At 38.1% G+C, this 24488-nt stretch carries 22 protein-coding genes and 1 other RNA gene; 9 read left to right on the forward strand and 14 right to left on the reverse strand.

The window, feature by feature from the left end:
- Positions 1–729 precede the first annotated feature (729 nt).
- The 4 genes from C0975_RS00005 to C0975_RS00020 are packed head-to-tail and all read right to left on the reverse strand — an operon-like array spanning position 730 to position 5016.
- Positions 730–1899 (reverse strand): FAD-dependent monooxygenase, encoded by a 1170-nt coding sequence (locus C0975_RS00005; RefSeq protein WP_101774365.1) that lies wholly within the window; start codon positions 1897–1899, stop codon positions 730–732.
- Position 1900: 1 nt separating this feature from the next.
- A complete protein-coding gene (gene ubiH / locus C0975_RS00010) occupies positions 1901–3106 on the reverse strand; it encodes a 2-octaprenyl-6-methoxyphenyl hydroxylase (protein ID WP_101774366.1) in 1206 nt (401 codons plus the stop codon).
- Positions 3107–3118: 12 nt separating this feature from the next.
- A complete protein-coding gene (pepP, locus tag C0975_RS00015; RefSeq protein WP_101774367.1) occupies positions 3119–4444 on the reverse strand; it encodes a Xaa-Pro aminopeptidase in 1326 nt (441 codons plus the stop codon).
- Positions 4445–4467: 23 nt separating this feature from the next.
- Entirely contained in the window at positions 4468–5016 is a 549-nt protein-coding gene (locus C0975_RS00020; protein WP_101774368.1) for a YecA/YgfB family protein, read from the reverse strand.
- Between the two features lie 135 nt (positions 5017–5151).
- On the opposite strand from C0975_RS00020, the gene C0975_RS00025 reads away from it, so the two are divergent.
- From C0975_RS00025 to C0975_RS00035, 3 genes are all read left to right on the forward strand, one after another.
- Positions 5152–5454 carry a cell division protein ZapA gene (locus tag C0975_RS00025; protein WP_101774369.1) on the forward strand — a complete coding sequence of 101 codons (303 nt, stop codon included), beginning with the start codon at positions 5152–5154 and terminating at the stop codon, positions 5452–5454.
- An 80-nt stretch (positions 5455–5534) separates the two neighbouring features.
- Positions 5535–5716, forward strand: a non-coding RNA gene (gene ssrS / locus C0975_RS00030) — 6S RNA.
- A gap of 15 nt (positions 5717–5731) precedes the next feature.
- Entirely contained in the window at positions 5732–6301 is a 570-nt protein-coding gene (locus C0975_RS00035; RefSeq protein WP_101774805.1) for a 5-formyltetrahydrofolate cyclo-ligase, read from the forward strand.
- A gap of 50 nt (positions 6302–6351) precedes the next feature.
- Here C0975_RS00035 and C0975_RS00040 read toward each other — a convergent pair whose 3' ends face one another.
- Positions 6352–7134 (reverse strand): outer membrane protein assembly factor BamD, encoded by a 783-nt coding sequence (locus tag C0975_RS00040; protein WP_101774370.1) that lies wholly within the window; start codon positions 7132–7134, stop codon positions 6352–6354.
- A 105-nt stretch (positions 7135–7239) separates the two neighbouring features.
- Here C0975_RS00040 and rluD point away from each other — a divergent pair, with 105 nt between their 5' ends.
- The 3 genes from rluD (at position 7240) to ligA (ending at position 11120) form a co-directional block, all read left to right on the forward strand.
- Positions 7240–8214 carry a 23S rRNA pseudouridine(1911/1915/1917) synthase RluD gene (gene rluD / locus C0975_RS00045; protein ID WP_101774371.1) on the forward strand — a complete coding sequence of 325 codons (975 nt, stop codon included), beginning with the start codon at positions 7240–7242 and terminating at the stop codon, positions 8212–8214.
- 13 nt (positions 8215–8227) lie between these two features.
- Positions 8228–8968 carry a peptidoglycan editing factor PgeF gene (pgeF, locus tag C0975_RS00050; protein WP_101774372.1) on the forward strand — a complete coding sequence of 247 codons (741 nt, stop codon included), beginning with the start codon at positions 8228–8230 and terminating at the stop codon, positions 8966–8968.
- A 130-nt stretch (positions 8969–9098) separates the two neighbouring features.
- Entirely contained in the window at positions 9099–11120 is a 2022-nt protein-coding gene (gene ligA / locus C0975_RS00055) for an NAD-dependent DNA ligase LigA (RefSeq protein ID WP_101774373.1), read from the forward strand.
- 98 nt (positions 11121–11218) lie between these two features.
- Here the strand turns inward: ligA and nanA are convergent, their stop codons facing one another.
- From nanA to C0975_RS00085, 6 genes are all read right to left on the reverse strand, one after another.
- Complete coding sequence (gene nanA / locus C0975_RS00060) at positions 11219–12100, reverse strand: N-acetylneuraminate lyase (RefSeq protein ID WP_101774374.1); 882 nt, start codon at positions 12098–12100, stop codon at positions 11219–11221.
- A 20-nt stretch (positions 12101–12120) separates the two neighbouring features.
- Complete coding sequence (locus C0975_RS00065; protein WP_101774375.1) at positions 12121–12987, reverse strand: MurR/RpiR family transcriptional regulator; 867 nt, start codon at positions 12985–12987, stop codon at positions 12121–12123.
- Between the two features lie 27 nt (positions 12988–13014).
- Positions 13015–13482 carry an N-acetylneuraminate anomerase gene (gene nanQ, locus C0975_RS00070; protein ID WP_101774376.1) on the reverse strand — a complete coding sequence of 156 codons (468 nt, stop codon included), beginning with the start codon at positions 13480–13482 and terminating at the stop codon, positions 13015–13017.
- Positions 13483–13491: 9 nt separating this feature from the next.
- Positions 13492–14385 (reverse strand): N-acetylmannosamine kinase, encoded by an 894-nt coding sequence (locus C0975_RS00075; protein ID WP_101774377.1) that lies wholly within the window; start codon positions 14383–14385, stop codon positions 13492–13494.
- 25 nt (positions 14386–14410) lie between these two features.
- On the reverse strand, positions 14411–15097 hold the full coding sequence (locus C0975_RS00080; RefSeq protein WP_101774378.1) for an N-acetylmannosamine-6-phosphate 2-epimerase: 687 nt from the start codon (positions 15095–15097) through the stop codon (positions 14411–14413).
- A 182-nt stretch (positions 15098–15279) separates the two neighbouring features.
- Positions 15280–15879: an SGNH/GDSL hydrolase family protein gene (locus tag C0975_RS00085; RefSeq protein WP_101774379.1), complete on the reverse strand. Its 600-nt coding sequence runs from the start codon at positions 15877–15879 to the stop codon at positions 15280–15282.
- A 243-nt stretch (positions 15880–16122) separates the two neighbouring features.
- On the opposite strand from C0975_RS00085, the gene C0975_RS00090 reads away from it, so the two are divergent.
- The 3 genes from C0975_RS00090 (at position 16123) to C0975_RS00100 (ending at position 20324) form a co-directional block, all read left to right on the forward strand.
- The gene (locus C0975_RS00090) at positions 16123–17106 is read left to right on the forward strand and encodes a sialic acid TRAP transporter substrate-binding protein SiaP (RefSeq protein WP_101774380.1); all 984 of its coding nucleotides are present in this window, start codon (positions 16123–16125) and stop codon (positions 17104–17106) included.
- Positions 17107–17173: 67 nt separating this feature from the next.
- Positions 17174–19057 carry a TRAP transporter large permease gene (locus tag C0975_RS00095; RefSeq protein WP_101774381.1) on the forward strand — a complete coding sequence of 628 codons (1884 nt, stop codon included), beginning with the start codon at positions 17174–17176 and terminating at the stop codon, positions 19055–19057.
- Between the two features lie 124 nt (positions 19058–19181).
- Positions 19182–20324: an N-acetylneuraminate epimerase gene (locus C0975_RS00100; RefSeq protein ID WP_101774382.1), complete on the forward strand. Its 1143-nt coding sequence runs from the start codon at positions 19182–19184 to the stop codon at positions 20322–20324.
- A 220-nt stretch (positions 20325–20544) separates the two neighbouring features.
- Here C0975_RS00100 and C0975_RS00105 read toward each other — a convergent pair whose 3' ends face one another.
- The 3 genes from C0975_RS00105 to clpB form a co-directional block, all read right to left on the reverse strand.
- On the reverse strand, positions 20545–21273 hold the full coding sequence (locus C0975_RS00105) for a cytochrome c biogenesis CcdA family protein (protein WP_101774383.1): 729 nt from the start codon (positions 21271–21273) through the stop codon (positions 20545–20547).
- A 15-nt stretch (positions 21274–21288) separates the two neighbouring features.
- Positions 21289–21666: a thioredoxin family protein gene (locus tag C0975_RS00110; protein ID WP_101774384.1), complete on the reverse strand. Its 378-nt coding sequence runs from the start codon at positions 21664–21666 to the stop codon at positions 21289–21291.
- Between the two features lie 163 nt (positions 21667–21829).
- Positions 21830–24397: an ATP-dependent chaperone ClpB gene (gene clpB, locus C0975_RS00115; protein WP_101774385.1), complete on the reverse strand. Its 2568-nt coding sequence runs from the start codon at positions 24395–24397 to the stop codon at positions 21830–21832.
- Positions 24398–24488 lie beyond the last annotated feature (91 nt).

The raw sequence follows: 24488 nt of genomic DNA on the forward strand, positions 1-24488 counted from the left end.
GATTTCGATTCCCAAAAATGTAGAGTGTTCAATTGAAATCACGTATGAAACATTATCTGATACATCGACCGACTCTGATTTATTTACATTTATCTCTGTTGTGAAATCAAATGCTTCAAAATCGATCAAGCAAATAATATAAAAGGGCGTTTAGCCCTTTTGTTTTTTGATTGTAAATAGGGTAAATCAGAGAATTGATATTTTTGACGAGAATTTGACAAAATAGGTGACAATATATGTCAATAGATGTGAATTTGAGATGAATTTTTGAAGTGTCTGTGTGTGTAGATCGTTGATTTATAAGGTTTTCTTAATTGCATTAGTTCAATTGTTAGCGGTCTCCAAAACCGGGTGTTGGGAGTTCGAGCCTCTCCGCCCCTGCCATCTACTAATATCATATTTATTCTAATCCTAAATTAGGTTCCTTTCTATTTTAATTGAATACGAAAATCTGTTATGTGAAAAGACTTATCTATCCAAATTAGTTTTTAAAATTTCAAGGTATTTAGGTAATCCAATGAGAAATTTTTTATAGTAATTAAATTTTGATCATAATTGGAATGAGCTACAATCAGCTATTGTTTCAAGTTGTTGAATACAGTTAATTATAACAGCCTGTATTTTGAACAATTTTGTTCTAGTCTATGTTGTGTGGTGTAAAGCATTTATTGTATTTTATTATTGCGTTAAAAATACCGTTATAATTGATAACTTTATACTACGATCTTTTCACAAACCTAGTGCTTGTTTCATTAATTCTGTTTTTACAAAATCTAGTTTGTCTGTTGCACTTAATCCAATACCTCTAACTAGTTTTTTAATTGGATTTTCGCCAGTAAACAGATCTTTTAAGCCTTGCATTGCAATTAGCATTTTAATCGCTTCTTTTTTACGTTGGCGTTCATAGCTTCGTAAATGGCGATATTTACCGATATCAACGCCAAGATTGAGATTTTCTTGGAGAATATTAGATAGCGTGACGACATCTTGAAAGCCTAAATTGACACCTAATCCCGCTAATGGATGAATGGTATGAGCGGCATCACCGAGCAATACGATTCTGTTTACTGCAAAATCACGTGCGTAGCGAGCAGTCAGTTGAACGGTTTTACGATCACTTTGTAGTTTGCATAAGCCCAAGTGCATATCAAAAGCAGTAGAAAGAGTGTGATTAAATTCTTGTTCATCACATGTTGCTAATTGTTTTGCTTGTTCAGCTGGTAATGACCATACAATTGAGCTCCAATTATCTTGATGTAAAGGTAAAAAGGCTAAAATACTGTCTTTAGCGAAAACTTGTCTTGCACAGTGTTGATGTGGCTCAGTTGTTTCGACATTACAGACTAAGGCATGATGTCCGTAGTCGCGAAAAATTAGTGGAATATTTGCTTGCTTTCGCAGCCAAGAATTTGCGCCATCTGCACCAATAATCAGTTTTGCTGATAAAATTTGATCATTATTTAAAGTAAGAATTGCATTGCTTTCTGTGATACCTAGCTTTTGTGGAAGTGCGGTAATAATCTCTACATTTTTCTGCTGTTTCACTTTTTCCCATAAGCAATGCTGAATTAAGTGATTTTCTACAATATGTCCCAGATGAGAAATACCTAGACCTTGCGTATTAAATTGGATATTAGCAAAACTATCTTTTTCCCAAACATACATTGAATTATATTCGGTCGCACGCAGGTGGATGAGTTGTTGCCATACATTAAGTTCTGTTAAGAGTTTTTGGCTTGCGAGATTGAGGGCACTAACACGGTTTGTCACCGTGGCAATACTCACTTTGCTGGGAAACGCTTCAATGAGAGCGATACGTAATGGCTGTTTTTCAAGGCTTGCTGCTAACGCTAAGCCGACCATTCCACCACCAATAATGGCAAGATCAAATGTTTTCATGTTATTTCCATCCTAAAGTTGGTTTGGCGAAATATTGACGTAATAAACGTGATTGTGAAAGCGCCATCAAACCTAATGTACGACTAATTTGTAATGGCAGTAAGTTATTCGCAAAAATAGATAGTAAACCATCAGTTAAATTGATGATTTGTTGTTGATCTTGCTGCCGTTCGATTGCATAGGGAATTAAATTTTGATAAGCACCAATATCTTGTTGTTGCTGATATTTTGTAGCGACAAGGCTGGCTAATTGCATCACATCACGAATGCCAAGATTAAAGCCTTGTCCTGCAATAGGGTGTAATGTTTGTGCTGCGTTGCCGATTAGCGCAATACGAGGCTGAATATGTTGTTCTGCTTGATATAAATTAAGTGGATAAGTAAAACGTTGCCCACATTGCAATAATTTACCTAGACGCCAGCCAAAACGATGTTGCAGTGCAAGAAGAAACTGTGCTTCGTCACATCGTATTAATGGTTCAGGATCTTGTACACACCAAACGAGAGACATTAAGTTATTTGGCATGGGCAAAAGAGCAAGAGGACCTTCATCAGTAAAGCGTTCAAAAGCGCGATATTGATGTGCTTGTTGTGGTAATACATTTGTGATGATAGCAGTTTGATGATATTGACGGACTAAATTTTGTGAAATATTGACTGAACTTGCGACTAATGATTGTGTACCATCTGCACCGATAAGTAGTTTTGTACTTAAAGTGCGGTCATTTTTAAGTGAAATTTTCACTTGTTCTGTATCATGTTCAATCTGTGTAATATCGACTGGTGCGAAGTAATTAATGTTAGGATATTGATGAATTGCATTGAGTAAAATTCGTCCTGTTGCCTGCAATTCTATGACTGCTCCCAGTTGAGATAAATGGAACTCTTGAGCGCTGAATTCAGTCAAACCACTATGACCTTTATCTGAAACATGGATTTTTTTGATAGGTGTAATAATGGGTTGGAATTGTTGCCAAAGTGTTTGTCCAGTTGGCAAATTGATTTGCGCTAAACGTTGGCAACTACCATCAGATAACGCAATGCAACGAGCATCAAAACCACGTTGTTGATGTTGGTGTGAAACTTGCTTTTCTAAAACAGCAATTTTGATTTTACCAGCAGTTTGATCGCTGAGCGCTAGAGCCAATGTGGCTCCCGTCATTGCGCCACCGACAATAATGACATCGTAGTTTGTTTCTCGAGACATTGCGCTATCCTGTTATTTACTTGCCATTAAATTCTCAATATCTTCAATTTCTTTTGGTACTGCGCTCGTTAGATTTTTATTACCATATTCTGTAATTAATAAGTTATCTTCAATACGTATTCCAATACCTTTGTATTGTTCTGGTACATTGGATTTTTCTGAAATGTATAAGCCCGGTTCAACAGTAAGCACCATGCCAATTTCTAATGGACGATCACGTACTTTACTATTACGATTGTTATTGTCTTGATCTTTACTATAACTACCAACATCATGTACATCTAAACCTAACCAATGCCCTAAACCGTGCATATAAAATTCACGGTAGGCTTCAGTTTCAATTAATTCATCGATATCACCTTGTAAAATGCCTAGCTTAACTAAACCTTCAACTTTAATCCGTACAACTTCGTCATTTGCTTGTTGGATTGAATTACCCGGTATAAGAAGTTCAATAGCGCGTTTTTGTGCATTTAATACGATGTCATAGATTTCGCGCTGTGCTTGGCTGAATTTGCCATTGACAGGGAATGTTCTGGTAATATCACCTGCATACATTGCAAATTCACAGCCTGCATCAATTAACACTAAATCGCCCTCTTTTAAAGGCATATCATTTTCAGTGTAATGCAAAATGCAAGCATTTTCACCACCAGCAATGATTGAATTGTATGAGGGGTTACGTGCGCCAAAGCGGCTAAACTCATGCAAAATTTCATGCTCAATTTCATATTCTAAGCGATTTGGACGAGTTTTTTGCATTGCACGAATATGAGCAAGTGCACTGATTTGCCCTGCTTGTTGCATAAGTGCAATTTCATTTTCTGACTTAAATAAGCGCATTTCATCAAGCATTGCTTTCCAGCATAAAACTCGGCTGAAATTGACCGCACTTTGTGTTAATAATTCGTCACCCCAAGCATGGAGTTCTGCTAAGTGATAAAGTGTGTTAGTATTTGCGGCAATTTTAGCAAATTCGCTGCTGAAGTCGTCGATTGAAAAGGCGTGATTTACAACAAGTTTAGCTGGTGCATTAGTAACACCTAAACGGCGACCATCCCATGTTTCTCGCAATGGATCAGAAGGGCGAACGAAAATGCTACTTTCTTGTTCACCTGCTTTTTTACTGAGGATAAGCACGGAATTTGGCTCATTAAAACCAGTTAAGTACCAAAAATAGCTATCTTGACGAAATGGATAAACACAATCATTACTACGGCGTTTTTCGATTTCAGAAAAGACGATAAAGACGGAATCATCTTGCATTTGTGCAAATACGTTATTACGGCGTTCAATAAATTCTTGCTGAGGAAGCGCAGCCATATAAGCTAAATCCATGTTTATTCTCCTTATTATTCGGATTAGTGTAATACGGGTTTTTGTTCAGATTGTGCTGGCTGAAAATGGGTGAATAATAAGCAAGCAATAGTACGTACATATTCGATAATTTCTTCTAAGGCTTCACTCAATTCTTCTTTGTCATCGTTTTCGTCATAACCTAATTGGCAAATATCATGTAAATCGTCTAGCGCTTCACCAATATCATCTTTTTCTTTATCTAATTTGGGTTGCGCCAATCCTAGACCTAATAAGAAATGATTTGCCCATTCAGATAAACTATCGGCGCGGCTAAAGACATCATCTTCATTTTCGGGTAGCCATAGTTCAAAATCAAACCCATCAATGTCGGCTAATTTTTCACGAATTTGTTGATATAATTGGGTCACTTCTTGTAACAATGCATGTGGGTAAGCATGATTTTCATTAGTAAATTGGAATAAGAGCGGTTGCCAACTTTGATCTGTGACACCACCACAGACTAAACCACTTAAAAAACCATGCAGTTCTGCGCTGGAAAGTGTGATGCCAGCACTTTTTAAATGTTGGGAAAATTCTGAATAAGACAACATCTATTTTGTCCTTATAATTATGGTTAAATAAGTGATGTCAGTTTACCACTCTCGCGCTACGCAACCAATAATTAGACGGATTTTTTTAGCTATGGCATAATAACGTGCAAAATAATTAAGCTGAATGGAGGCGAGATGTCGTCTAAAAGTATTGAATTACCTGTGCTTGGGCAGGTTTTGCGTTTAAATTGCCCAGAAGAACAGCACGAGGCTTTAAAACAGGCAGCAAAAGCGCTTGATTTACGTGTATCAGAAATGAAAGAGCGTACGGGTATTTTACAATTAGAACGTGTTTTATCTATTGTGGCGTTAAATTTAAGTTACGAATTATTGCAGGAGCAGCAGAAAACGACATCAATTGAAGATTTACTTAAAACAAGAATCCAACAGCTTGACCATTCATTAGAAAGTATTTTGACACAAAAGTCGAACAGTTAATGGATAATTTAGTTGGTTCAATAAACAGATAGCGAATTATCGCTAGTCAATAAGGCTAAATTACGTTAGTATAAAACAAAGATTACCTGAGGTGTTTGCCAGTGGGTTATGTCCCTGAGCCGATACTTTTATATTATGAATTGGTTTCTAATTGTTGGTGTGCATGCTTAGTTTTACTAAGAAGCCTAAAAATAGTTATAACTGATTCCCTTGAACCGTTGGGTTCAAGGACTGTCGCCTACAGCGGCATCTCGGGTTCTTCATTTTATTTATTTCAATGAATACTCATTCTTTTCTACGTCAACAAATCCGTCGCCAAATTCGGCAAATTCGCCAAAAATTGACCGCACTTGAACAACAACAAGCAGAAATTGCTATCACAGAACAAGCATTACAATTAATTGAACAAAAAAAAGCGCAAAATATTGCCTTATATTTCGCTTTTGATGGCGAAATTTCGACTCGATTGTTAATTGAATGTTTATGGCAACAGGGAAAAAATGTGTTTTTACCGGTATTACATCCATTTTGCCCAGGACATTTGTTATTTTTAGCGTATCAACCAGACACATCGATGCATAAAAATGTATTGGGTATTTGGCAGCCAAAATTAAATGTGCAGCAAGTATTACCATTGTGTGAGATGGATATTATTTTTGTCCCTTTAGTCGCATTTGATCTACAAGGCAATCGGCTTGGTATGGGCGGCGGTTTTTATGATCGAACTTTACAGGATTGGCAGCAGAAGTCTTTTATTCCTGTTGGATTGGCACATAAATGTCAACAAGTTGAGCAATTGCCAATAGAAAGTTGGGATATGCCATTAGCTCAAATTTTAGTAGGATAACGCATAAAAAAAGGATATTTAAACATATCCTCTTTTTGTTTGTATCGCATTTATTGCTTTAACAATACGTTAGGTTCTGCTGGTTTTTCTACTTCAGCAAATGTTCTACCTTTATTCGCTTCAATAATAGTTGCAGTTTGTGCAGCGAGTTCTTTTAAATTCATTTTTTCATAAGCGGCTTGCATTAATGGTAATGCTTCGTAAGTGGCTTGTGCATCTGGATATTGCTGTAACATCCCAACGACGCGATTCGCTACAGCAACATGGGCATCACGTTTAGCATAAAATTTAGCAATTGATAATTCATGACGCGCTAAACTTGCTTTGATATATGCCATACGTGCTAATGCATCTTGTGCATAAGGGCTATTGGGAAGATGCTGTACAAGTGTTTGGAAATTAGCAAATGCTGCTTTAATTGATGTGCTTTCACGTGTGGCTCGATCCACATTAAATAAGTCTTGGATATAATTGTCGCTTAATGCGGAGTTAGTTAAGCCTGCCATATAAAGGACATAATCTAAATTGCGGCTCGTTGGATATTGTTGTAAGAAGCGGTCAGCTAATACTAAGGTTTGCGTATAATCTTGCGTTTTATAATTCGCATAGATTAAGTTTAATAAGGTTTGCTCGCTATAACTACTGCCAGGAAAACGCGTATGTAGTGCATTTAAATAACGAATAGCTTGTGAATAATCGCCATCTTGTAAGTAAGTTTGACCGACATTATACAGCTCTTGTTCTGGGCGTTGTTCAACATCTTTAGAGCCTGAACAAGCACTCACAGCAAATGCGGTTAAAGCAATAAGCGTGAACGATTTTAATTTACGCATTAGATAATCCTTATTTTTACGAGCAATGATAAATGAGTTACAATGACCCAGTATTGTATATAACATTATTAAATAAGCAAACTTCATTAACGGATTTTTTTCTTTATGGCACAAATTACCTTGTCGGCTGAAGTTCAGCTATCTCAAATGGGACAACGTTTAGACCAGACTTTAGCTGAATTGTTCCCTGACTACTCACGTTCGCGCTTAAAAACTTGGATTGAAACGGGGTTAGTCTTTGTCAATGGTCAGCTTACAAATGTTCCTCGCACCAAAGTTTATGGTGGCGAACAAGTCGAAATTACCGTTGAAATTGAAGATGATACTCGCTTTGAACCTGAAAATTTACCGCTTAATATTGTGTATGAAGATGATGATATTTTAGTGATTAATAAACCCAAAGATTTTGTAGTTCATCCCGGCGCTGGAAATCCATCGGGAACAGTGTTAAACGCACTGTTATATCATTATCCGCAAATTGCTGAAGTACCACGTGCTGGGATTGTACATCGTTTAGATAAAGATACGACGGGATTAATGGTTGTGGCAAAGACTATCCCAGCGCAAACACAGTTAGTACGTGATTTGCAAAAGCGTAAAATCACCCGTGAATATGAGGCGATCGCTTGTGGCATTATGACCAAAGGTGGTTTGGTTGATCAGCCAATGGCGCGCCATCCAACTAAGCGGACGCAAATGGCAGTACATCCAATGGGTAAACCTGCGTTGACTCATTATCGTATTATGGAGCGTTTTCGTAATTACACGCGTTTACGCTTACGCCTTGAAACAGGGCGTACTCACCAAATTCGTGTACACATGGCTCATATTGCACATCCATTATTAGGTGATCAAACTTATGGTGGTCGTCCGCGCCCACCAAAGCATGCGAGTGATGAGTTAATGACCGTGTTACGTGAATTTAAGCGCCAAGCATTGCATGCGATTATGTTACGTTTAGCGCATCCTATTACGGGAGAACTCATGGAATGGCATGCGCCATTGCCTACAGATTTTGTGCAATTAGTCGATGTGTTGAAAGCAGATTATCAGCTACATAAAGACGATTTAGATTATTAAGCAAGGTAAGTAAATGAATGTGCTTAAACCTGATTGGTCAGTACCAAAAAATGTGCATGGATTTAGTACTTTAAGACAAGGCGGTGTGAGTCAGCCACCTTACGACAGTCTCAATTTAGGTACGCATGTTGGTGATGAGCAAAATTCGGTAAAAACTAACCGCACTTTACTGGTTGAAAAGTTACAGTTGCCGAAAATGCCTGTTTTTTTAGAGCAGATTCATAGCACAAAGGTAATCAAGTTACCTATAACCAATACTTCAAATCTTGCCGCAGATGCGGTTTATACTGACCAGCCAAATCAAGTCTGTCTTGTCATGACAGCTGATTGTTTACCTGTCTTGTTGACTTCTCAACAAGGTGATGAAGTAGCAGCAGTACATGCAGGATGGCGTGGTTTATGTGATGGTGTTTTAGAACAAACTGTAGCGCAATTTCGTTGTTCTCCGTCACAAATCATCGCGTGGCTTGGTCCCGCTATTGGTCCAACTAAATTTCAAGTTGGTCAAGACGTTGTCGAACGGTTTTGTGCACGAGAGCCGACAGCAGAACTTGCTTTCAAACCAGATCCTCAGGCACCAAATAAATATTTAGCGGATTTATATTTATTAGCTACACAGCGTTTAAATAGGTTAGGTATAACGCAAATCAGCGGTGGTGAATATTGTACATTCACTGAACAGAATAAATTTTTCTCTTATCGTCGAGAACGGCAAACTGGTCGGATGGCGACATTGGTTTGGTTTACAGATTAGAAAAGACAGTTATTTTTAGATCTACTTGTCATGATATTTATCCCTTAAATAGGCGTAAATAAAAAAATATTGTAGAATTGACCGCACTTTAGTAAGCACTTAAGTGCGGTCATTTTTATCAGGATTTTATATGACAGAAAGTATTAAACTCGAATTAGAACAACTACGTAACAGCTTACGCCATCATGAATATCAATATCATGTATTAGATAACCCACAAATTCCTGATGCAGAATATGATCGTTTATTTCATCAACTAAAAAATCTTGAAAAACAATATCCTGAGTTAGTGACAGTAGACTCGCCAACGCAGCGTGTTGGCGCTAAACCTTTGTCTGGTTTTGCCGAAGTGAAACATGAAATACCAATGTTATCCTTAGATAATGCTTTTTCAGATGAAGAGTTTAGGGCATTTGTTAAACGCATTGATGAGCGTCTGATCCTATCGCCAGAACAATTAACTTTTTGCTGCGAACCCAAGTTGGACGGATTGGCTGTGAGTATTTTGTATGTAGATGGTAAATTAGTACAAGCGGCTACTCGTGGTGATGGTACAACGGGTGAAGACATTACCTCTAATATCCGCACTATTCGTAATATTCCTTTGCAATTGTTAACTGATCAGCCGCCACATCGTTTAGAAGTGCGCGGTGAAGTCTTTATGCCGCAGGCTGGGTTTGAGATATTAAATGAAAAGGCATTAGCAAAAGGAGAAAAAACTTTTGCTAATCCACGTAATGCAGCGGCGGGTTCATTACGCCAATTAGATCCTAAAATTACTAGCCAACGTCCATTAGTACTTAATGCTTATGGTATTGGGATAGCGGAAGGTATTGAGTTACCAGCGACACATTTTGAGCGTTTACAATGGCTTAGGGCGATAGGGATTCCAGTGAATACGGAAATTCAGTTATGTCATGGTGTTGAACAGGTGTTAGATTTTTACCGCATCATTATGCAAAAGCGCAGTGCTTTAGGTTATGACATTGATGGTACAGTGATTAAAGTTAATGAGATTGCTTTACAAACAGAGTTGGGTTTTGTTTCTAAAGCGCCGCGTTGGGCAATTGCGTATAAATTCCCTGCACAAGAAGAACTTACCGTATTAAATAGCGTTGAATTTCAAGTCGGAAGGACTGGAGCGATTACACCAGTAGCAAAATTAGCGCCAGTGTTTGTGGCAGGTGTGACAGTGAGTAATGCTACTTTACATAATGGGGATGAAATTGAACGCTTAGATATCGCAATTGGTGATACAGTGATTATTCGTCGTGCAGGCGATGTGATTCCACAAATTATTGGGGTGGTACATGATAAGCGTCCAGCAAATGCAGAGCCGATTGTTTTTCCTCAAAATTGTCCTGTGTGTAATTCTGTGATTACACGAATTGAGGGGGAAGCAGTGGCGCGTTGTACAGGTGGATTGTTTTGTGCGGCTCAACGCAAAGAAGCGTTAAAACATTTTGTGTCGCGTAAAGCAATGGATATTGATGGTGTGGGTGCTAAATTAATTGAACAGCTTGTTGATCGTGAGCAGATTCACACACCAGCTGATTTATTTAAGTTGGATCTCACCACATTAATGCGTTTAGAGCGCATGGGACCGAAATCAGCCCAAAATGCGATAGCGAGTTTAGAAAAAGCGAAGAAAACCACATTAGCTCGTTTTATTTTTGCGTTAGGCATTCGCGAAGTTGGCGAAGCAACTGCTTTAAATTTAGCTAATTATTTCAAGACATTAGCAGCGTTAAAAGAGGCAACACTTGAACAATTACAAGAGGTACAAGATGTGGGCGAAGTTGTTGCCAATCGCATTTTTGTATTTTGGCGAGAGCCGCATAATGTTGCGGTTGTTGATGATCTATTAGCACAGGGTATTCATTGGGATACTGTTGAACTCAAAGAAGTAGATGAAAGTCCATTTAAAGAGAAAATAGTCGTGTTAACGGGAACTTTAAGCCAAATGGGGCGCACTGAAGCGAAAGCATTATTGCAACGTTTAGGCGCAAAAGTCAGCGGTAGTGTATCAGCGAAAACGGATTTAGTAGTAGCTGGCGAAAGTGCGGGTTCGAAACTGGCAAAAGCGAATGAGCTTGGTGTGCAAGTGATTGATGAACAAACTTTTTTAGATTGGGCACAACCTTATTTGTAAGAGAAAAATAAAACCGCTTAAATAACTGTTTAAGCGGTTTTTTTATCAGTCATAACGCACTTGTCTGTATCAAAAAGTGCGGTCAGTTTTTGACAAAATTAAGAAAGGAATTTAGCTTTTAATTCTTTTGCGAAAGCGACTTTCTCTGGCGTTAATTCTTTTGTCATTGGTTCACGGCAGTAGCCTGATTCAACACCATCCAGTTTTAATAATTCTTTGATAGTTAAATATAAACCGTTAGATAAGATACCTTCGATTAAATCGTTAGTCACATGTTGAATTTCAAGCGCTTCTTGTAATTTACCTGCTTGCGTTAATTCAAAGATTTGACGTGCACGAACGCCGTTTACGTTGAATGTACTGCCGATTGCACCATCAACACCTAATGCTGCCGCAGGTAACATCATTTCGTCGAAACCAGCCCAGATTAAGTGATTTGGGTAAGCTTTTTTCAGGCGCTCTAATAAATAGAAGTCGCCCGCAGTGAATTTCACACCCAATACTTTAGGGTTTTTATAAAGTTCACCAAATTGCTCAACACCGATGTTGACGCCAGTTAAGAATGGAATTGAGTAAACGATCATGTAGTTACCCGTTGCTTCAATAATACTGTCGTAGTAGTGTTTGATCTCTGAGAAACTGAATTTGTAGTAAAATGGTGTCACGGCAGATAAGCTGTCATAACCTAATTCTGTTGCATATTTACCTAGTTCAATTGCTTCTTGTAAGTTAACACTACCTACTTGTGCAATTAAGGCGATTTGATCTTTTGCTTCATCTTTCGCAATACGGAAGATCTCTTTTTTCTCTTCCGTTGAAAGCATGAAGTTTTCACCTGTACTACCACCAACATAAAGACCATCGACTTTCATTTTGTCGATATTATAACGAACGATTTCGCGTAAGCCTTTTTCGTTGATTGAACCATCAGCGTTGAAAGAAACTAACAATGCACTGAAGATACCTTTTAAGTTTTTCATTGGATACTCCTATAAATGTGTTATTTAACACGTTGTTCTAAAATGACATTAACTGTTTTTTGCTTCGTTTTAGTTGCTTTATCTTCAGTCGCTTGGACGATTAAAGTGTAAATCAAATCTAAGACAAAAAGTTGAGCAATTTTTGTTCCCATTGAGTCACCTTGTAATTGCCCTTGACGATTGCCATTAATCAACACATGGTCAGCAGCGTGGGTAATTGGTGAACGTAGGTTATGTGTGATAGCGATGGTGGTCGCTTCATTTTTTTTCGCAATATTGAGTGCTTGAATTACTTCTTTAGAATAACCTGAGTGACTAATGCCAATAACGACATCGCCTTTTTGCATCAGTGCAGCTTGCATATACATAAAGTGGTTATTCGAAGTTGAATCCACTTGTAAGCCAATACGCATAAATTTATTTTTAGCATCTTCTGCTGTAATACCAGAGGAGCCAACACCAAATAAGAAAATACGTTTTGCTTTCATCATCAGGTTGACAACAGTTTCTAATTCATTGAAATCTAATAAATTCACTGTTTCTGAGAGAACATTCGTGATGGTGCTTTGTAATTTAGCCGCAATACTTCTTGGATCATCTGAAGATGAAATATCGGTGTCGAGTAGAGAATGGTATTGCTTTTCTCTGGTTGCTAATTCAATTGCAAGCTCTAATTTAAAGTCAGTGAAGCCTCTGAAACCGAGTGTACGGCAGAAACGAATAAATGTTGCTTCTCCGACGTCAAGATGTTTTGCAATATCAGAAAGAGAAGACTGACTGAGTAAATCAGGCGATGCAAGAATAGTTGCGGCAATTCTTTTTTCTGTTTTGGTGAGGCTATCGTGTAGCGCACCAATAGTATCTAAAATTTTTCCACTGATTAACATAGAGGCTCCTTAAAAGTACGGTCAAAATTACAATAATTCTACTGGCACTTTCACGACAAGCTTTTTCAGACTGACTACTTGGTTATCCACATTACAGCCGGGTTTATGCGGTTCATAAGGTAAGAACACGACAAACATGTTTGGTTTTAATGTTAATGTGCTCTTATACTCAATTTCTGGTGTAAGTTGGTAATCATCTTTCTCATCATAGTCGGTATAGTTTGCAAGTGTTGGATAAGCAACGCTATATTCGATGTTTTCTTTACCAGAAATGAGTACTTGTACATCAATATATTGACGATGTAATTCGGCTTGTTTGCTTTCAGCAGCGGCTGTATCAAATGCCATCACGTTCATATAAATTTGATCCGTAATATCATGACGACCGGTTTCTAACGCTGTTAAATCTAAGGTTTTTAAATATTCACAAACTTCAACGATCGCCTTAGGTAGACCTAATCTAAAGTCATCGCGAGTTAAATCACCAATAAACATAATCTTCTCCTATTTCAAACTGATACCTTGTTGTAGACAATCTGCTACCCACCAAGCGGCGCCAATCAAACCAGCGTCTTGTCCATAACGAGCTTGCTCTACTGTACAATGATAAAAATGTGGCATTTCGTGTAAATATTGCTGTACTAAAGGTAGATAACCTTCAGCTAATCCAACACTGCCACCGACGACCACTTTTTGCACATCTAAACCAATGACTAAATCTGCAATTAAATGCGAGATAGCTTTGGCTGAACGTTGAATAAGTGCGGTCGCTTTTTCATCATTTTTTCTAAATAACTCAAATGCTTCTTTAGGTGTGCAAGGCGGATTCCATTGACTAGATACTGCTTCAATTGCACGCCCAGCTGCAACGGCTTCTACACAGCCTACACGACCACAACCACAGACTGGACCATTCGGATCTGCTAAGGTGTGACCAATATGACCTGCGACACCGTTAGGCTCAGTGAGCAAATGACGCTCTAAAATGATACCGCCACCGACGCCCGTTGAAACAGTGATAAAGACGAAATTTTGTACAGTATTTTTATCTTCGTCTTTGTACTCTGCACAAGCTGCGGCTTGCACATCGTTGAGTAAACCAATAGGTTTATCGGTATGACGTGCAATACTTTGTTTTAGTGGAAATTCAGCTAATCCCCCTAAATTCTTTGGATTCAGTGCGGTTAAGATACCATTATTAATAATGCCTGTTGAAGCGACTGCAACATAATCAAATTGCCCCGCATATTGAGTTAAAATCTGTGCTAAGGTATCGTGCATTGCATTTGCTGCATCCGCTTGTGGGGTAGAGATTTGCTGGCGTTGCTCGATTTTGCCGTCAATGACAATGGCTGAAGCAATTTTTGTGCCACCAATATCTAATGCTAAACAACGCATAATTTCTCCTTTCTACTCAAATCGATTATTTGGCTGATTTCACTGCATCAGCAAACCAGCTGACAATATGTTCTAAGCGAGTTAATGCAGATCCTACAGTGACAGAGTATGCACCAATTTCAATCGCTACTTTAGCTAATTCAGGTGTATTGTAGCGACCTTCTGCCATGACACGACAGCCAGCCGCATTTAAATCTTTAACAAGCTGATAATCTGGTTCGGCGGGTACTTCACCGCCAGTATAACCAGACATTGTACTACCAATGATTTCTACCCCTAGGTTTTGGCAGTACATTCCTTCTTCGAAATTAGAACAATCTGCCATCGCTAAGCAGCCTAATTCTTTAATTCGTTTTACAATAGCTTCACGTGTTGTTGGACGGATACGGTCAGTTCCATCAAAAGCAATAATATCTGCACCTGCCGCAGCTAAATCATCGATATCTTGTAAAAATGGGCTGATACGCACAGGGCTATCATCAAGATCACGCTTGACAATACCAATGATAGGAACATTAACAACTTGACGAGTTGCTTTGAGATTTTCAATACCCTCGATACGTAAACCAGCGGCACCGCCAATCACAGAGGCTTGTGCCATAGCAGCAACAATTTCAGGTGAGTCCATTGGGCCATCATCGACAGGTTGGCAAGAGGCAATTAATCCATATTTGATTTGTTCTAAAATTTGTTGATGTGATAATTTTGACATGTTAACTCCAGTCTAATTTCGTCAAAAGAAGATTGACTCCAATTTGTATAGATTAATCTTAGAATAAAAAAATAACAACTAAAATAATGAAAATTTGCGATCTCTGTCGCATATTTACACACAAGTATTTTGTGGGTTATTTAAGTACTTATTTCTTCAATTTAAGACATCTTTTTTTAAGTTTATTGTTGTAAATATTTTTCGAGTAATTCAGTCAGTACTTGATAGCCTTTTTGATTAAAATGCAAGCCATCTGTGCATAAAGTGAGATCTAATTTATGCTCACTATTACGAAATGCTTGCTGTGTTTCGATATAAGTAACATTTGCAGGACAATGTGCTTTTAAGTAAGCATTTAGCTTATTGATTTGAGCATTAGTGACAGTAGCAATATTATTCACTGGCGTGGCTTCTAATAGATAGTAGTGTGAATGTGGGGCAATGAGATATAAATGAGCAAGAATTTGATTTAGCCACTCCATCACTTTAGCAGGTGAGTAATCTTTTTCTTTACAAATATCGTTGACACCCAAGAAGAGGAAGACATGCTTGCCTAAATGTGCGATATGTTTAGCTTTAACAATCACATCGAGGTACTGTCGCGCACTCACGCCTGAAATGCCTAAATTTGCGACTGTTTGATTAGCTAATGTCGGTGTGCCCGTAGGTAAATCACCCCACATATCAAATAATGAGTGACCAATTAAACTGATATCCGCTTGTTTTGTAAATTCGCTCGCTTTTGTTTGATAGCGCTGAAAAATATCTTGATCACTTAACATGGCTCTACTACCTATTTTGAAATAAAACTCCAAACATTATATAAAACACAATTTTTTGGTAAACATTTTACTCAGTTTTAGTCATGGGAAATGTTCAATTTTGTGACGTACCTATCATTTATGAAATAAAACTTCATTTTCTATATAAAAAATAGTTTTTTCACTTTAGAATGCAAACGTGTGAAATTTATTTCATCGTCACTTTAACGTAATCCCAACGTAACCAATAGAGGAGAACTCATAATGAAATTTAAAAAACTACTACTCGCATCTTTATGTTTAGGCGTTTCAGCTTCTGTATTTGCAGCAGATTACGATCTTAAATTCGGTATGGTTGCGGGTCCAAGCTCAAACGAATATAAAGCGGTAGAATTTTTTGCTAAAGAAGTGAAAGAAAAATCTAATGGCAAAATTGAAATCGCGATTTTCCCTAGCGCACAATTAGGCGATGACCGTGTAATGATCAAACAATTAAAAGACGGTGCACTAGATTTTACATTAGGTGAGTCAGCGCGTTTCCAAATTTACTTCCCTGAAGCAGAAGTATTTGCGTTACCTTATATGATTCCAAATTTTGAAACATCGAAAAAAGCATTGTTAGAAACAAAATTTGGTCAAGCTTTATTGAAAAAAATCGATAAAGAGTTAAACGTAGAAGTGTTATCTGTTGCTTATAACGGTACTCGCCAAACAACCTCTAACCGTGCAATCAATAGCATTGAAGATATGAAAGGCTTAAAATTACGCGTACCTAACGCGGCGACTAACCTTGCATATGCTAAATATGTTGGTGCAGCACCAACGCCAATGGCATTCTCAGAAGTTTATTTAGCGCTTCAAACTAACTCTGTTGATGGTCAAGAGAACCCATTACCAACAATCCAAGCACAAAAATTCTATGAAGTGCAAAAATACTTAGCATTAACTAACCACATCTTAAATGATCAGCTTTATCTTGTCAGTAATGAAACAATGGCTGATTTGCCAGCAGATTTACAAAAAGTGGTTAAAGATGCAGCAGCTAAAGCGGCAGAGTTCCACACTAAACTCTTCGTTGATGGTGAAAATAGCTTAGTTGAATTCTTCAAAGGTCAAGGTGTAACAGTAACAATGCCAGATCTAAAACCATTCAAAGCAGCACTTACTCCGTACTATGATGAGTATCTCAAGAAAAATGGTGAAGTCGGTAAAATGGCTGTAGAAGAAATTTCTAATTTAACTAAATAAATGTGAGTAACCTTATCCCTGTGCCTTAAGGGATAAGGTTCATTTTTATTGGGTTGTTGAGGTATCTATGAAAATAATAAATAAATTAGAAGAATGGATTGGTGGCGTAATGTTCATCGGAATCTTTTTGATTCTGTTGGCACAAATCGTTGCTCGTCAAATTTTTCATTCCCCGTTTATTTGGAGTGAAGAACTCGCAAGATTGCTATTTATCTATGTCGGCTTATTGGGTATCAGTATGGGTATTCGTAGCCAACAACACGTTTATATTGATTTTTTAACCAATTTTATGCCTGAAAAAGTGAGAAGAATCACAAACTCTTTTGTACAAATTCTCATTTTTATTTCAATCATTATTTTCATTCATTTAGGCTTTAAAGTTTGGTTTGATTCCAGTTTTAAAATGGAAGCGTTAACCGCTTTCGTTTCTGATTTGATCGGCAGAGAGACGATTGTTTATGAAAAATGGATGTATGCTGCGTTGCCATTTATTTCTTGTTTAATGTTATTCCGCTTTTTCCAAGCACAAGTTGAAAACTATAGAAATAAATTAAGTTATATTCCTGTCATTGTATTTGTCATCAGTGCGATCATTATTTTTACTATTTTATTTATTGAGCCAGATTGGTATAAAGTACTACGCATTTCTAATTATGTGAAATTCGGTAGTGATGCCGTTTATATCACTTTGGTAGTTTGGCTTATCATTATGTTTGTAGGTACGCCAGTAGGTTGGTCATTATTTATTGCAACCTTGCTTTATTTTGCGATGACACGCTGGAATATTGTTAACTCTGCTTCAACAAAACTAACGGACAGTTTAAATAGCTTCCCATTATTAAGTGTACCGTTCTTTATTTTGACTGGTATTTTAATGAATACAGGTGGAATCACAGAGCGTATTTTTGATTTTGCACGTGCATTACTCGGTCATTATCGTGGCGGTATGGGACATGTTAATATCGGTGCCAGTTTAATTTTCTCTGGCATGTCAGGGTCAGCGTTAGCCGATGCGGGTGGCTTAGGTCAATTAGAAATTAAAGCAATGCGTGATGCTGGATATGATGACGATATTTGTGGTGGTATTACTGCTGCCTCTTGTATTATTGGTCCACTTGTTCCACCAAGTATTGCGATGATTATCTATGGTGTTATTGCGAACCAATCAATTGCTAAATTATTCATTGCAGGCTTTGTGCCGGGTGTGTTAGTGACGATTGCGTTGATGACCATGAACTACTATGTGGCTAAGAAACGTGGTTATCCGAGAACACCAAAAGCGACTTTAGAACAACGTTGTCAAGCATTTAAGAAAGCAATTTGGGCAGTGTTAACACCGTTACTCATTATCGGTGGTATCTTCTCAGGTTTATTTACTCCAACTGAAGCTGCGGTAATTGCTGCCTTCTATTCAATCATCATTGGTATGTTTGTCTATAAAGAGTTAAACCTCAAAATGCTATTTAAAAGCTGTGTGGAAGCAATGGCAATTACAGGGGTAACTGCACTTATGGTGATGACTGTCACTTTCTTTGGTGACATGATTGCACGTGAACAAGTTGCAATGAAGATCGCAGAAGTTTTTGTGGCAGTGGCAAATTCACCAACAACCGTGTTAGTAATGATCAACCTATTACTCTTATTCTTAGGTATGTTCATTGATGCATTAGCATTGCAATTCTTAGTACTACCAATGTTGATCCCAATTGCAGTTCATTTTGGTATTGATTTAATCTTCTTTGGTGTAATGACTACATTGAATATGATGATTGGTATTTTAACTCCACCAATGGGGATGGCGTTATTCGTGGTTGCTCGTGTAGGTAATATGCCAGTCAGTACTGTGGCGAAGGGGGTTCTGCCATTCTTAGTGCCAATTTTTGTCACACTAATATTGATTACTATTTTCCCACAAATTATCACCTTTATACCAAATCTTCTGATGCCTTAATGGCTTGAAGAAATGGAATTCAAAGCCAGTCAAATTTGGCTGGCTTTAACTTAAAAACTTGCCATTCAATGTTGTATCTGAATAGGTATTCATTCTTACTAACCTAACTAATTGAGGTAATAAAATGAAATTTACAAAAACAGCTTTATTTGCAGCTCTAGCAGCGACTGCTTTCGCCGCACAGGCAGGACAATACCCAGATTTACCAGAAGGAATCAAAGCGGGGGCGGGTGCATTAGTTGGTGATACTGTTTATGTTGGTTTAGGTGGCACTGGCACAACTAAATTCTATTCATTAAATCTTAAAGATCCAAAAGAATGGAAGGAAATTGCTGAATTCCCAGGCGGTAAACGTAATCAACCAGTTGCTGCAGGTGTAAATGGTAAACTTTATGTATTTGGTGGCTTCCAAGATACTGATGTTGCAAAAAATCAAATCATTAATGATGCTTATGAGTACAACCCAGCAGATAACACTTGGATGAAATTACCAACTCGTTCACCACGTTCAACCTCAGTTGGTGCAAGTGTTGCAGCAGATGGTAGCAAAATTTATTTCGTTGGTGGGGTAAACCATGAAATTTGGAATGGTTTATTCCAAGATGTAAAAGCAGCAGGTGGCGATAAAGAGAAAGAAAAAGCAATTTTTGATCCTTATTTCAATTTACGTGCACAAGACTTTTTCTTTTCACCAGAAATCATCAGTTATGAGCCAGCAAACAATGTATGGCGTAATGAAGGTTATTTCCCATATTCAGGTCGTGCAGGTGCAGCAGTTGCAATTAAAGAGGGTAAATTGTTAGTTGTTAATGGTGAAGTGAAAGCAGGTTTACGTTCACCAGGTAGCGCAATTGGAACAATTGGCAAAGATGGCGTCACTTGGAAAAAACTCGGTGATTTACCAGCACCAAAAGGTTATGACAAACAAGATGGTATCGCTGGTGGTATGGGTGGATATACTCATGGTCACTATATTGTGACTGGTGGTGCAAACTTCCCAGGTGCACTTGCAAACTATGAAAAAGGTATCATGGATGCACACCGCACAGGCGGCTTGAAGAAAACTTACCACAAAGATGTGTATGCATTGGATGCGAAAAGCGGTAACTGGAAAATTGTAGGTGAGCTTCCAGCTAACATTGGTTATGGTCTAGCGGTTTCTTACAATAACAAAGTATTATTAATCGGTGGTGAGACTGATGGTGGTAAACCATTAACTTCAGTTCAAACAATGAGCTTCGATGGTAAAAAATTAACTGTAGAATAATTGCCGAACTGATAGTAGGATTAATATTTCAATGTAGAGGCAAACCAGTAGGTTTGCCTTTTTCATGCGATTGAGTTATTAGTTTCCTGAGAATAGATCGCCTGAAAGGATACGTTAATTAAAATAAAAAAAGGTAGACATGATGTCTACCCTGATTTTGCATTAGTAGGAAGTATTTATGTGAAATTTTGCATTTTCGACCGCACTTTGAACCTCTAATTTAGAAGCGGGTAGTTAAGTCAGTTAACCAAGCTGGGCTTAATTCGACTAACCAAATTTCAATTTGTTTATCAAATCCTGTTAACACTAGTAAACCAACCGCCAGTAAACTCCAGCCCATGATTTTACGCCCTTTCTGTCCTGCATCAGCCAGTTTTTCGCGTTTTTCACGGAAAAATTGACGTGAAAGTAAGCCAATCGCAATTAATGGAATGACAGCACCTAAACTAAAAATCACCATGACTAAAGCGACGCTAGCAAGTGCTTCTCCTTGACTGGCAAGTGCAATTGCCGCACCTAAAGTTGGACCAATACAAGGTGCCCAAACAATGCCTAACAATAAACCAACTAGAAATTGCCCAGTGGCAGATTCTGGATTAAAACCACTTAACCAAGCTTCACCACGACCACTTAAAGCGGAAGTATAACGACTAAAAATAGCTTGTAAGCGACTGCTGAGTAACCAAAGCGCAACCAACAACATTAATATTGCCGCACCGTAGCGTAAATATTCACTATTTAAACCCAGTGCCAATCCGATAGAGGCAATAACTGTACCAACAAGCGTGAAAGAAATTGCCATCCCAAACGCAAGAGTAAATAAACCAATTTTACGTTTTGCCATTGCTGAGGAGGCGACAATCGGCAAAATAGGCAAAACGCAAGGTGAAAGTGTCGTTAATAATCCTGCCAATAAACTGAGTGCTAATACTGTTAAGCTAATATCCATATAAGCGACTCCAAGTTATTCAGAGAGAGTAATGAATTGACGTAAACGTGTTTCGTTTGTTTCTGCAATACTACGACGTAACTCTTTTCCTTCATTAAACAGAATTAAAGTGCTTTGACGAGTGACTTGGAAATTTTTTAATGCGTCTTTTTGTTCATCATAATCAACTTTAAATACGGTGTAATCGTTGAACTGTTCTTCTTGTAACATCGGTTCTAAAACTTTTAATTGACGTTTACAAGTTGGGCACCAATCGGCATATACATCAATTAAGACAGGTTTGTTCATTTGTAGTGCACTTTCAAAGGCAGCCTGCTCAAAAGGTTTAAACTCTACAGCAAAAGTTTGCATTGATACGAATAGTGTCGCTAGTAATGTGAAGATTTTTTTCATGTTGTTTCTCCTTATGATAGTTGTAACGAATTATCTGATTAAAGAATCTATTGAATTAGACGAAAGATTAGGCAATTCATTACAGAAATTTTGTTAAAATAGACCGCACTTGAGCAAAAAAGCCCAATGTGTTGGCATTGGGCTAGTACTTGCTATAAGCAACTTATTGATTGGCAACAATTTTTCCATCAACATAGTCAATAGTGACAATTTTATTTGGCAACAGTTTGCCTGATAGAATTTGTTGTGCCAATGGGTTTTCAATTTCTTGTTGAATTGCTCGTTTTAATGGTCTTGCGCCATAAATTGGATCATAACCAACCTCACCAATGAAGTCTAAGCAGGCATTGGTGAAATGCAATTGATAACCATGACTTTCCATACGCTTGATTAAACGTGTCAATTGGATTGTTGCAATTGCACGAATGTTTTCTTTGCCTAATGAGTGGAATACCACAGTTTCATCAATACGGTTAATGAACTCTGGGCGGAAATGTTGTCCTACCACCGACATGACGAGCTCTTTCATGCTGTCGTAATCCAACTCTTTATTTTCTTGAATTAAGTGTGAGCCTAAGTTCGACGTCATAATCACAACGGTATTACGGAAATCGACTGTACGACCTTGACCATCAGTTAAGCGACCATCATCTAACACTTGTAATAAAATGTTAAATACATCATGATGTGCTTTTTCAACCTCATCTAACAAAATGACAGAGTAAGGGCGGCGACGCACTGCTTCAGTTAAATATCCCCCTTCTTCATAGCCAACATAACCCGGAGGCGCACCGACTAAGCGAGAAACGCTATGTTTTTCCATAAATTCAGACATATCAATGCGGACCATTGCATTTTCATCGTCGAACAAGAAATTGGCTAGTGTTTTACATAATTCAGTTTTACCAACCCCTGTTGGTCCTAAGAATAAGAACGAACCAATTGGGCGATTTGGATCGGATAAGCCAGCACGGCTGCGGCGAATCGCGTTTGCAACAGCTTCAATTGCCTCATGTTGTCCAATTACGCGTTTATGCAATTCTTCTTCCATACGTAGTAGTTTTTCTTTTTCACCTTCCATCATTTTCGCAACTGGGATACCTGTTGCACGTGACAGGACTTCTGCAATTTCTTCATCCGTCACACGATAGCGTAACAAGGTCATTTCTTTTCCTTCAGCAGATTCAGCTTGAGCAAGTTGTTTTTCTAATGCTGGAATCACGCCGTATTGTAATTCTGACATTTTAGCAAAATCACTGGCACGACGGGCTTGTTCCATTTGGATTTTGGCATTGTCTAACTCAGCTTTAATATGCTGTGTGCCTGAAAGTGCAGCTTTTTCAGCTTTCCATACTTCTTCTAGCTCTGCATATTCACGTTCTTTCTCGCTTAATTCTTTTTCAAGCATATCTAAACGTTTACGACTCGCTTCATCATCTTCTTTTTGTAATGCTTGTTGTTCCAATTTCAACTGAATAATACGGCGTTCTAGACGATCTAATGGCTGCGGTTTAGAATCGATTTCCATACGGATACTTGATGCAGCTTCATCGATTAAATCAATAGCTTTATCTGGCAATTGGCGATCAGAAATATAACGGTGGGAAAGCGTTGCTGCTGCCACAATTGCTGGATCGGTAATTTGTACATGATGATGGATTTCATAACGTTCTTTTAGTCCACGTAAAATGGCAATGGTATCTTCTACTGTTGGTTCACCGACAAATACTTTTTGGAAACGACGCTCAAGTGCCGCATCTTTCTCAATATATTGACGATATTCATCTAATGTAGTTGCACCCACACAATGTAATTCACCGCGTGCTAAACTTGGTTTAAGCAGATTACCTGCATCCATTGCACCATCAGTTTTACCTGCGCCAACCATTGTGTGAATTTCATCGATGAATAAAATGACGCGTCCTTCTTCTTTAGCCAGTTCGTTTAATACTGCTTTTAAACGTTCTTCAAACTCACCACGATATTTAGCACCTGCAATTAATGCTCCCATATCTAATGACAACACACGTTTATTTTTCAAGCCCTCTGGTACTTCACCATTGACGATACGCTGTGCTAAGCCCTCAACAATTGCCGTTTTACCGACACCTGGCTCACCAATTAACACCGGGTTATTTTTGGTACGGCGTTGTAGTACTTGGATAGCACGACGGATTTCTTCATCACGTCCAATCACTGGATCAAGTTTGCCACTTTCAGCGCGCGCGGTGAGATCAATCGTATATTTATCTAGTGCTTGGCGGCTTTCTTCTGCATTTTGATCATTGACATTTTGACCTCCACGTACTTGCTGAATTGCTTGTTGTAAATTTTCTTTTTTGACACCGCTCTTTTTGAAGATTTCACCTAATGTTTTGTCTTCTAATGCGGCTAATAAAAACAGTTCAGAAGAGATAAACTTGTCTTGGCGTTGCTGTGCGAGTTTATCGCAAAGGTTTAATAAATTGATTAAGCTACGTGAAACTTGTACATCACCACCGTTACCAGATACTTGCGGTAAACGATTCAGCTCAGCATGTAATTCATTACGTAATAAAGCGAGATTTGCGCCTGCTGCGGTTAAAATTGGAGCAACAGAGCCATCTTGTTGGTTTAATAATGCGGTTAATAAATGAATTGGTTCAATAAATTGATTATCTTTGCCAATCGCTAGAGATTGTGCTTCGCTAATAGCTTGTTGAAATTTTGTGGTAAATTTTTCGATATTCATATTCCATTTCCTCTTTTGCTTCTCTGTTAAGTTGGAGGGCAATATCCCCTCGATTCACAAGGATTAAATAAGCGCATTTTTTGATTTTTCA

The organism is Pasteurella oralis (assembly GCF_002850605.1).
In the GTDB taxonomy this organism is placed as follows: domain Bacteria; phylum Pseudomonadota; class Gammaproteobacteria; order Enterobacterales; family Pasteurellaceae; genus Pasteurella; species Pasteurella oralis.

Excerpts from the sequence above, each read along its gene's own strand:
- C0975_RS00005 (WP_101774365.1), bottom strand. The coding sequence starts at position 1,899 with ATGAAAACATTTGATCTTGCCATTATTGGTGGTGGAATGGTCGGCTTA.
- ubiH (WP_101774366.1), bottom strand. The coding sequence starts at position 3,106 with ATGTCTCGAGAAACAAACTACGATGTCATTATTGTCGGTGGCGCAATG.
- pepP (WP_101774367.1), bottom strand. The coding sequence starts at position 4,444 with ATGGATTTAGCTTATATGGCTGCGCTTCCTCAGCAAGAATTTATTGAA.
- C0975_RS00020 (WP_101774368.1), bottom strand. The coding sequence starts at position 5,016 with ATGTTGTCTTATTCAGAATTTTCCCAACATTTAAAAAGTGCTGGCATC.
- C0975_RS00025 (WP_101774369.1), top strand. The coding sequence starts at position 5,152 with ATGTCGTCTAAAAGTATTGAATTACCTGTGCTTGGGCAGGTTTTGCGT.
- C0975_RS00035 (WP_101774805.1), top strand. The coding sequence starts at position 5,732 with ATGAATACTCATTCTTTTCTACGTCAACAAATCCGTCGCCAAATTCGG.
- C0975_RS00040 (WP_101774370.1), bottom strand. The coding sequence starts at position 7,134 with ATGCGTAAATTAAAATCGTTCACGCTTATTGCTTTAACCGCATTTGCT.
- rluD (WP_101774371.1), top strand. The coding sequence starts at position 7,240 with ATGGCACAAATTACCTTGTCGGCTGAAGTTCAGCTATCTCAAATGGGA.
- pgeF (WP_101774372.1), top strand. The coding sequence starts at position 8,228 with ATGAATGTGCTTAAACCTGATTGGTCAGTACCAAAAAATGTGCATGGA.
- ligA (WP_101774373.1), top strand. The coding sequence starts at position 9,099 with ATGACAGAAAGTATTAAACTCGAATTAGAACAACTACGTAACAGCTTA.
- nanA (WP_101774374.1), bottom strand. The coding sequence starts at position 12,100 with ATGAAAAACTTAAAAGGTATCTTCAGTGCATTGTTAGTTTCTTTCAAC.
- C0975_RS00065 (WP_101774375.1), bottom strand. The coding sequence starts at position 12,987 with ATGTTAATCAGTGGAAAAATTTTAGATACTATTGGTGCGCTACACGAT.
- nanQ (WP_101774376.1), bottom strand. The coding sequence starts at position 13,482 with ATGTTTATTGGTGATTTAACTCGCGATGACTTTAGATTAGGTCTACCT.
- C0975_RS00075 (WP_101774377.1), bottom strand. The coding sequence starts at position 14,385 with ATGCGTTGTTTAGCATTAGATATTGGTGGCACAAAAATTGCTTCAGCC.
- C0975_RS00080 (WP_101774378.1), bottom strand. The coding sequence starts at position 15,097 with ATGTCAAAATTATCACATCAACAAATTTTAGAACAAATCAAATATGGA.
- C0975_RS00085 (WP_101774379.1), bottom strand. The coding sequence starts at position 15,879 with ATGTTAAGTGATCAAGATATTTTTCAGCGCTATCAAACAAAAGCGAGC.
- C0975_RS00090 (WP_101774380.1), top strand. The coding sequence starts at position 16,123 with ATGAAATTTAAAAAACTACTACTCGCATCTTTATGTTTAGGCGTTTCA.
- C0975_RS00095 (WP_101774381.1), top strand. The coding sequence starts at position 17,174 with ATGAAAATAATAAATAAATTAGAAGAATGGATTGGTGGCGTAATGTTC.
- C0975_RS00100 (WP_101774382.1), top strand. The coding sequence starts at position 19,182 with ATGAAATTTACAAAAACAGCTTTATTTGCAGCTCTAGCAGCGACTGCT.
- C0975_RS00105 (WP_101774383.1), bottom strand. The coding sequence starts at position 21,273 with ATGGATATTAGCTTAACAGTATTAGCACTCAGTTTATTGGCAGGATTA.
- C0975_RS00110 (WP_101774384.1), bottom strand. The coding sequence starts at position 21,666 with ATGAAAAAAATCTTCACATTACTAGCGACACTATTCGTATCAATGCAA.
- clpB (WP_101774385.1), bottom strand. The coding sequence starts at position 24,397 with ATGAATATCGAAAAATTTACCACAAAATTTCAACAAGCTATTAGCGAA.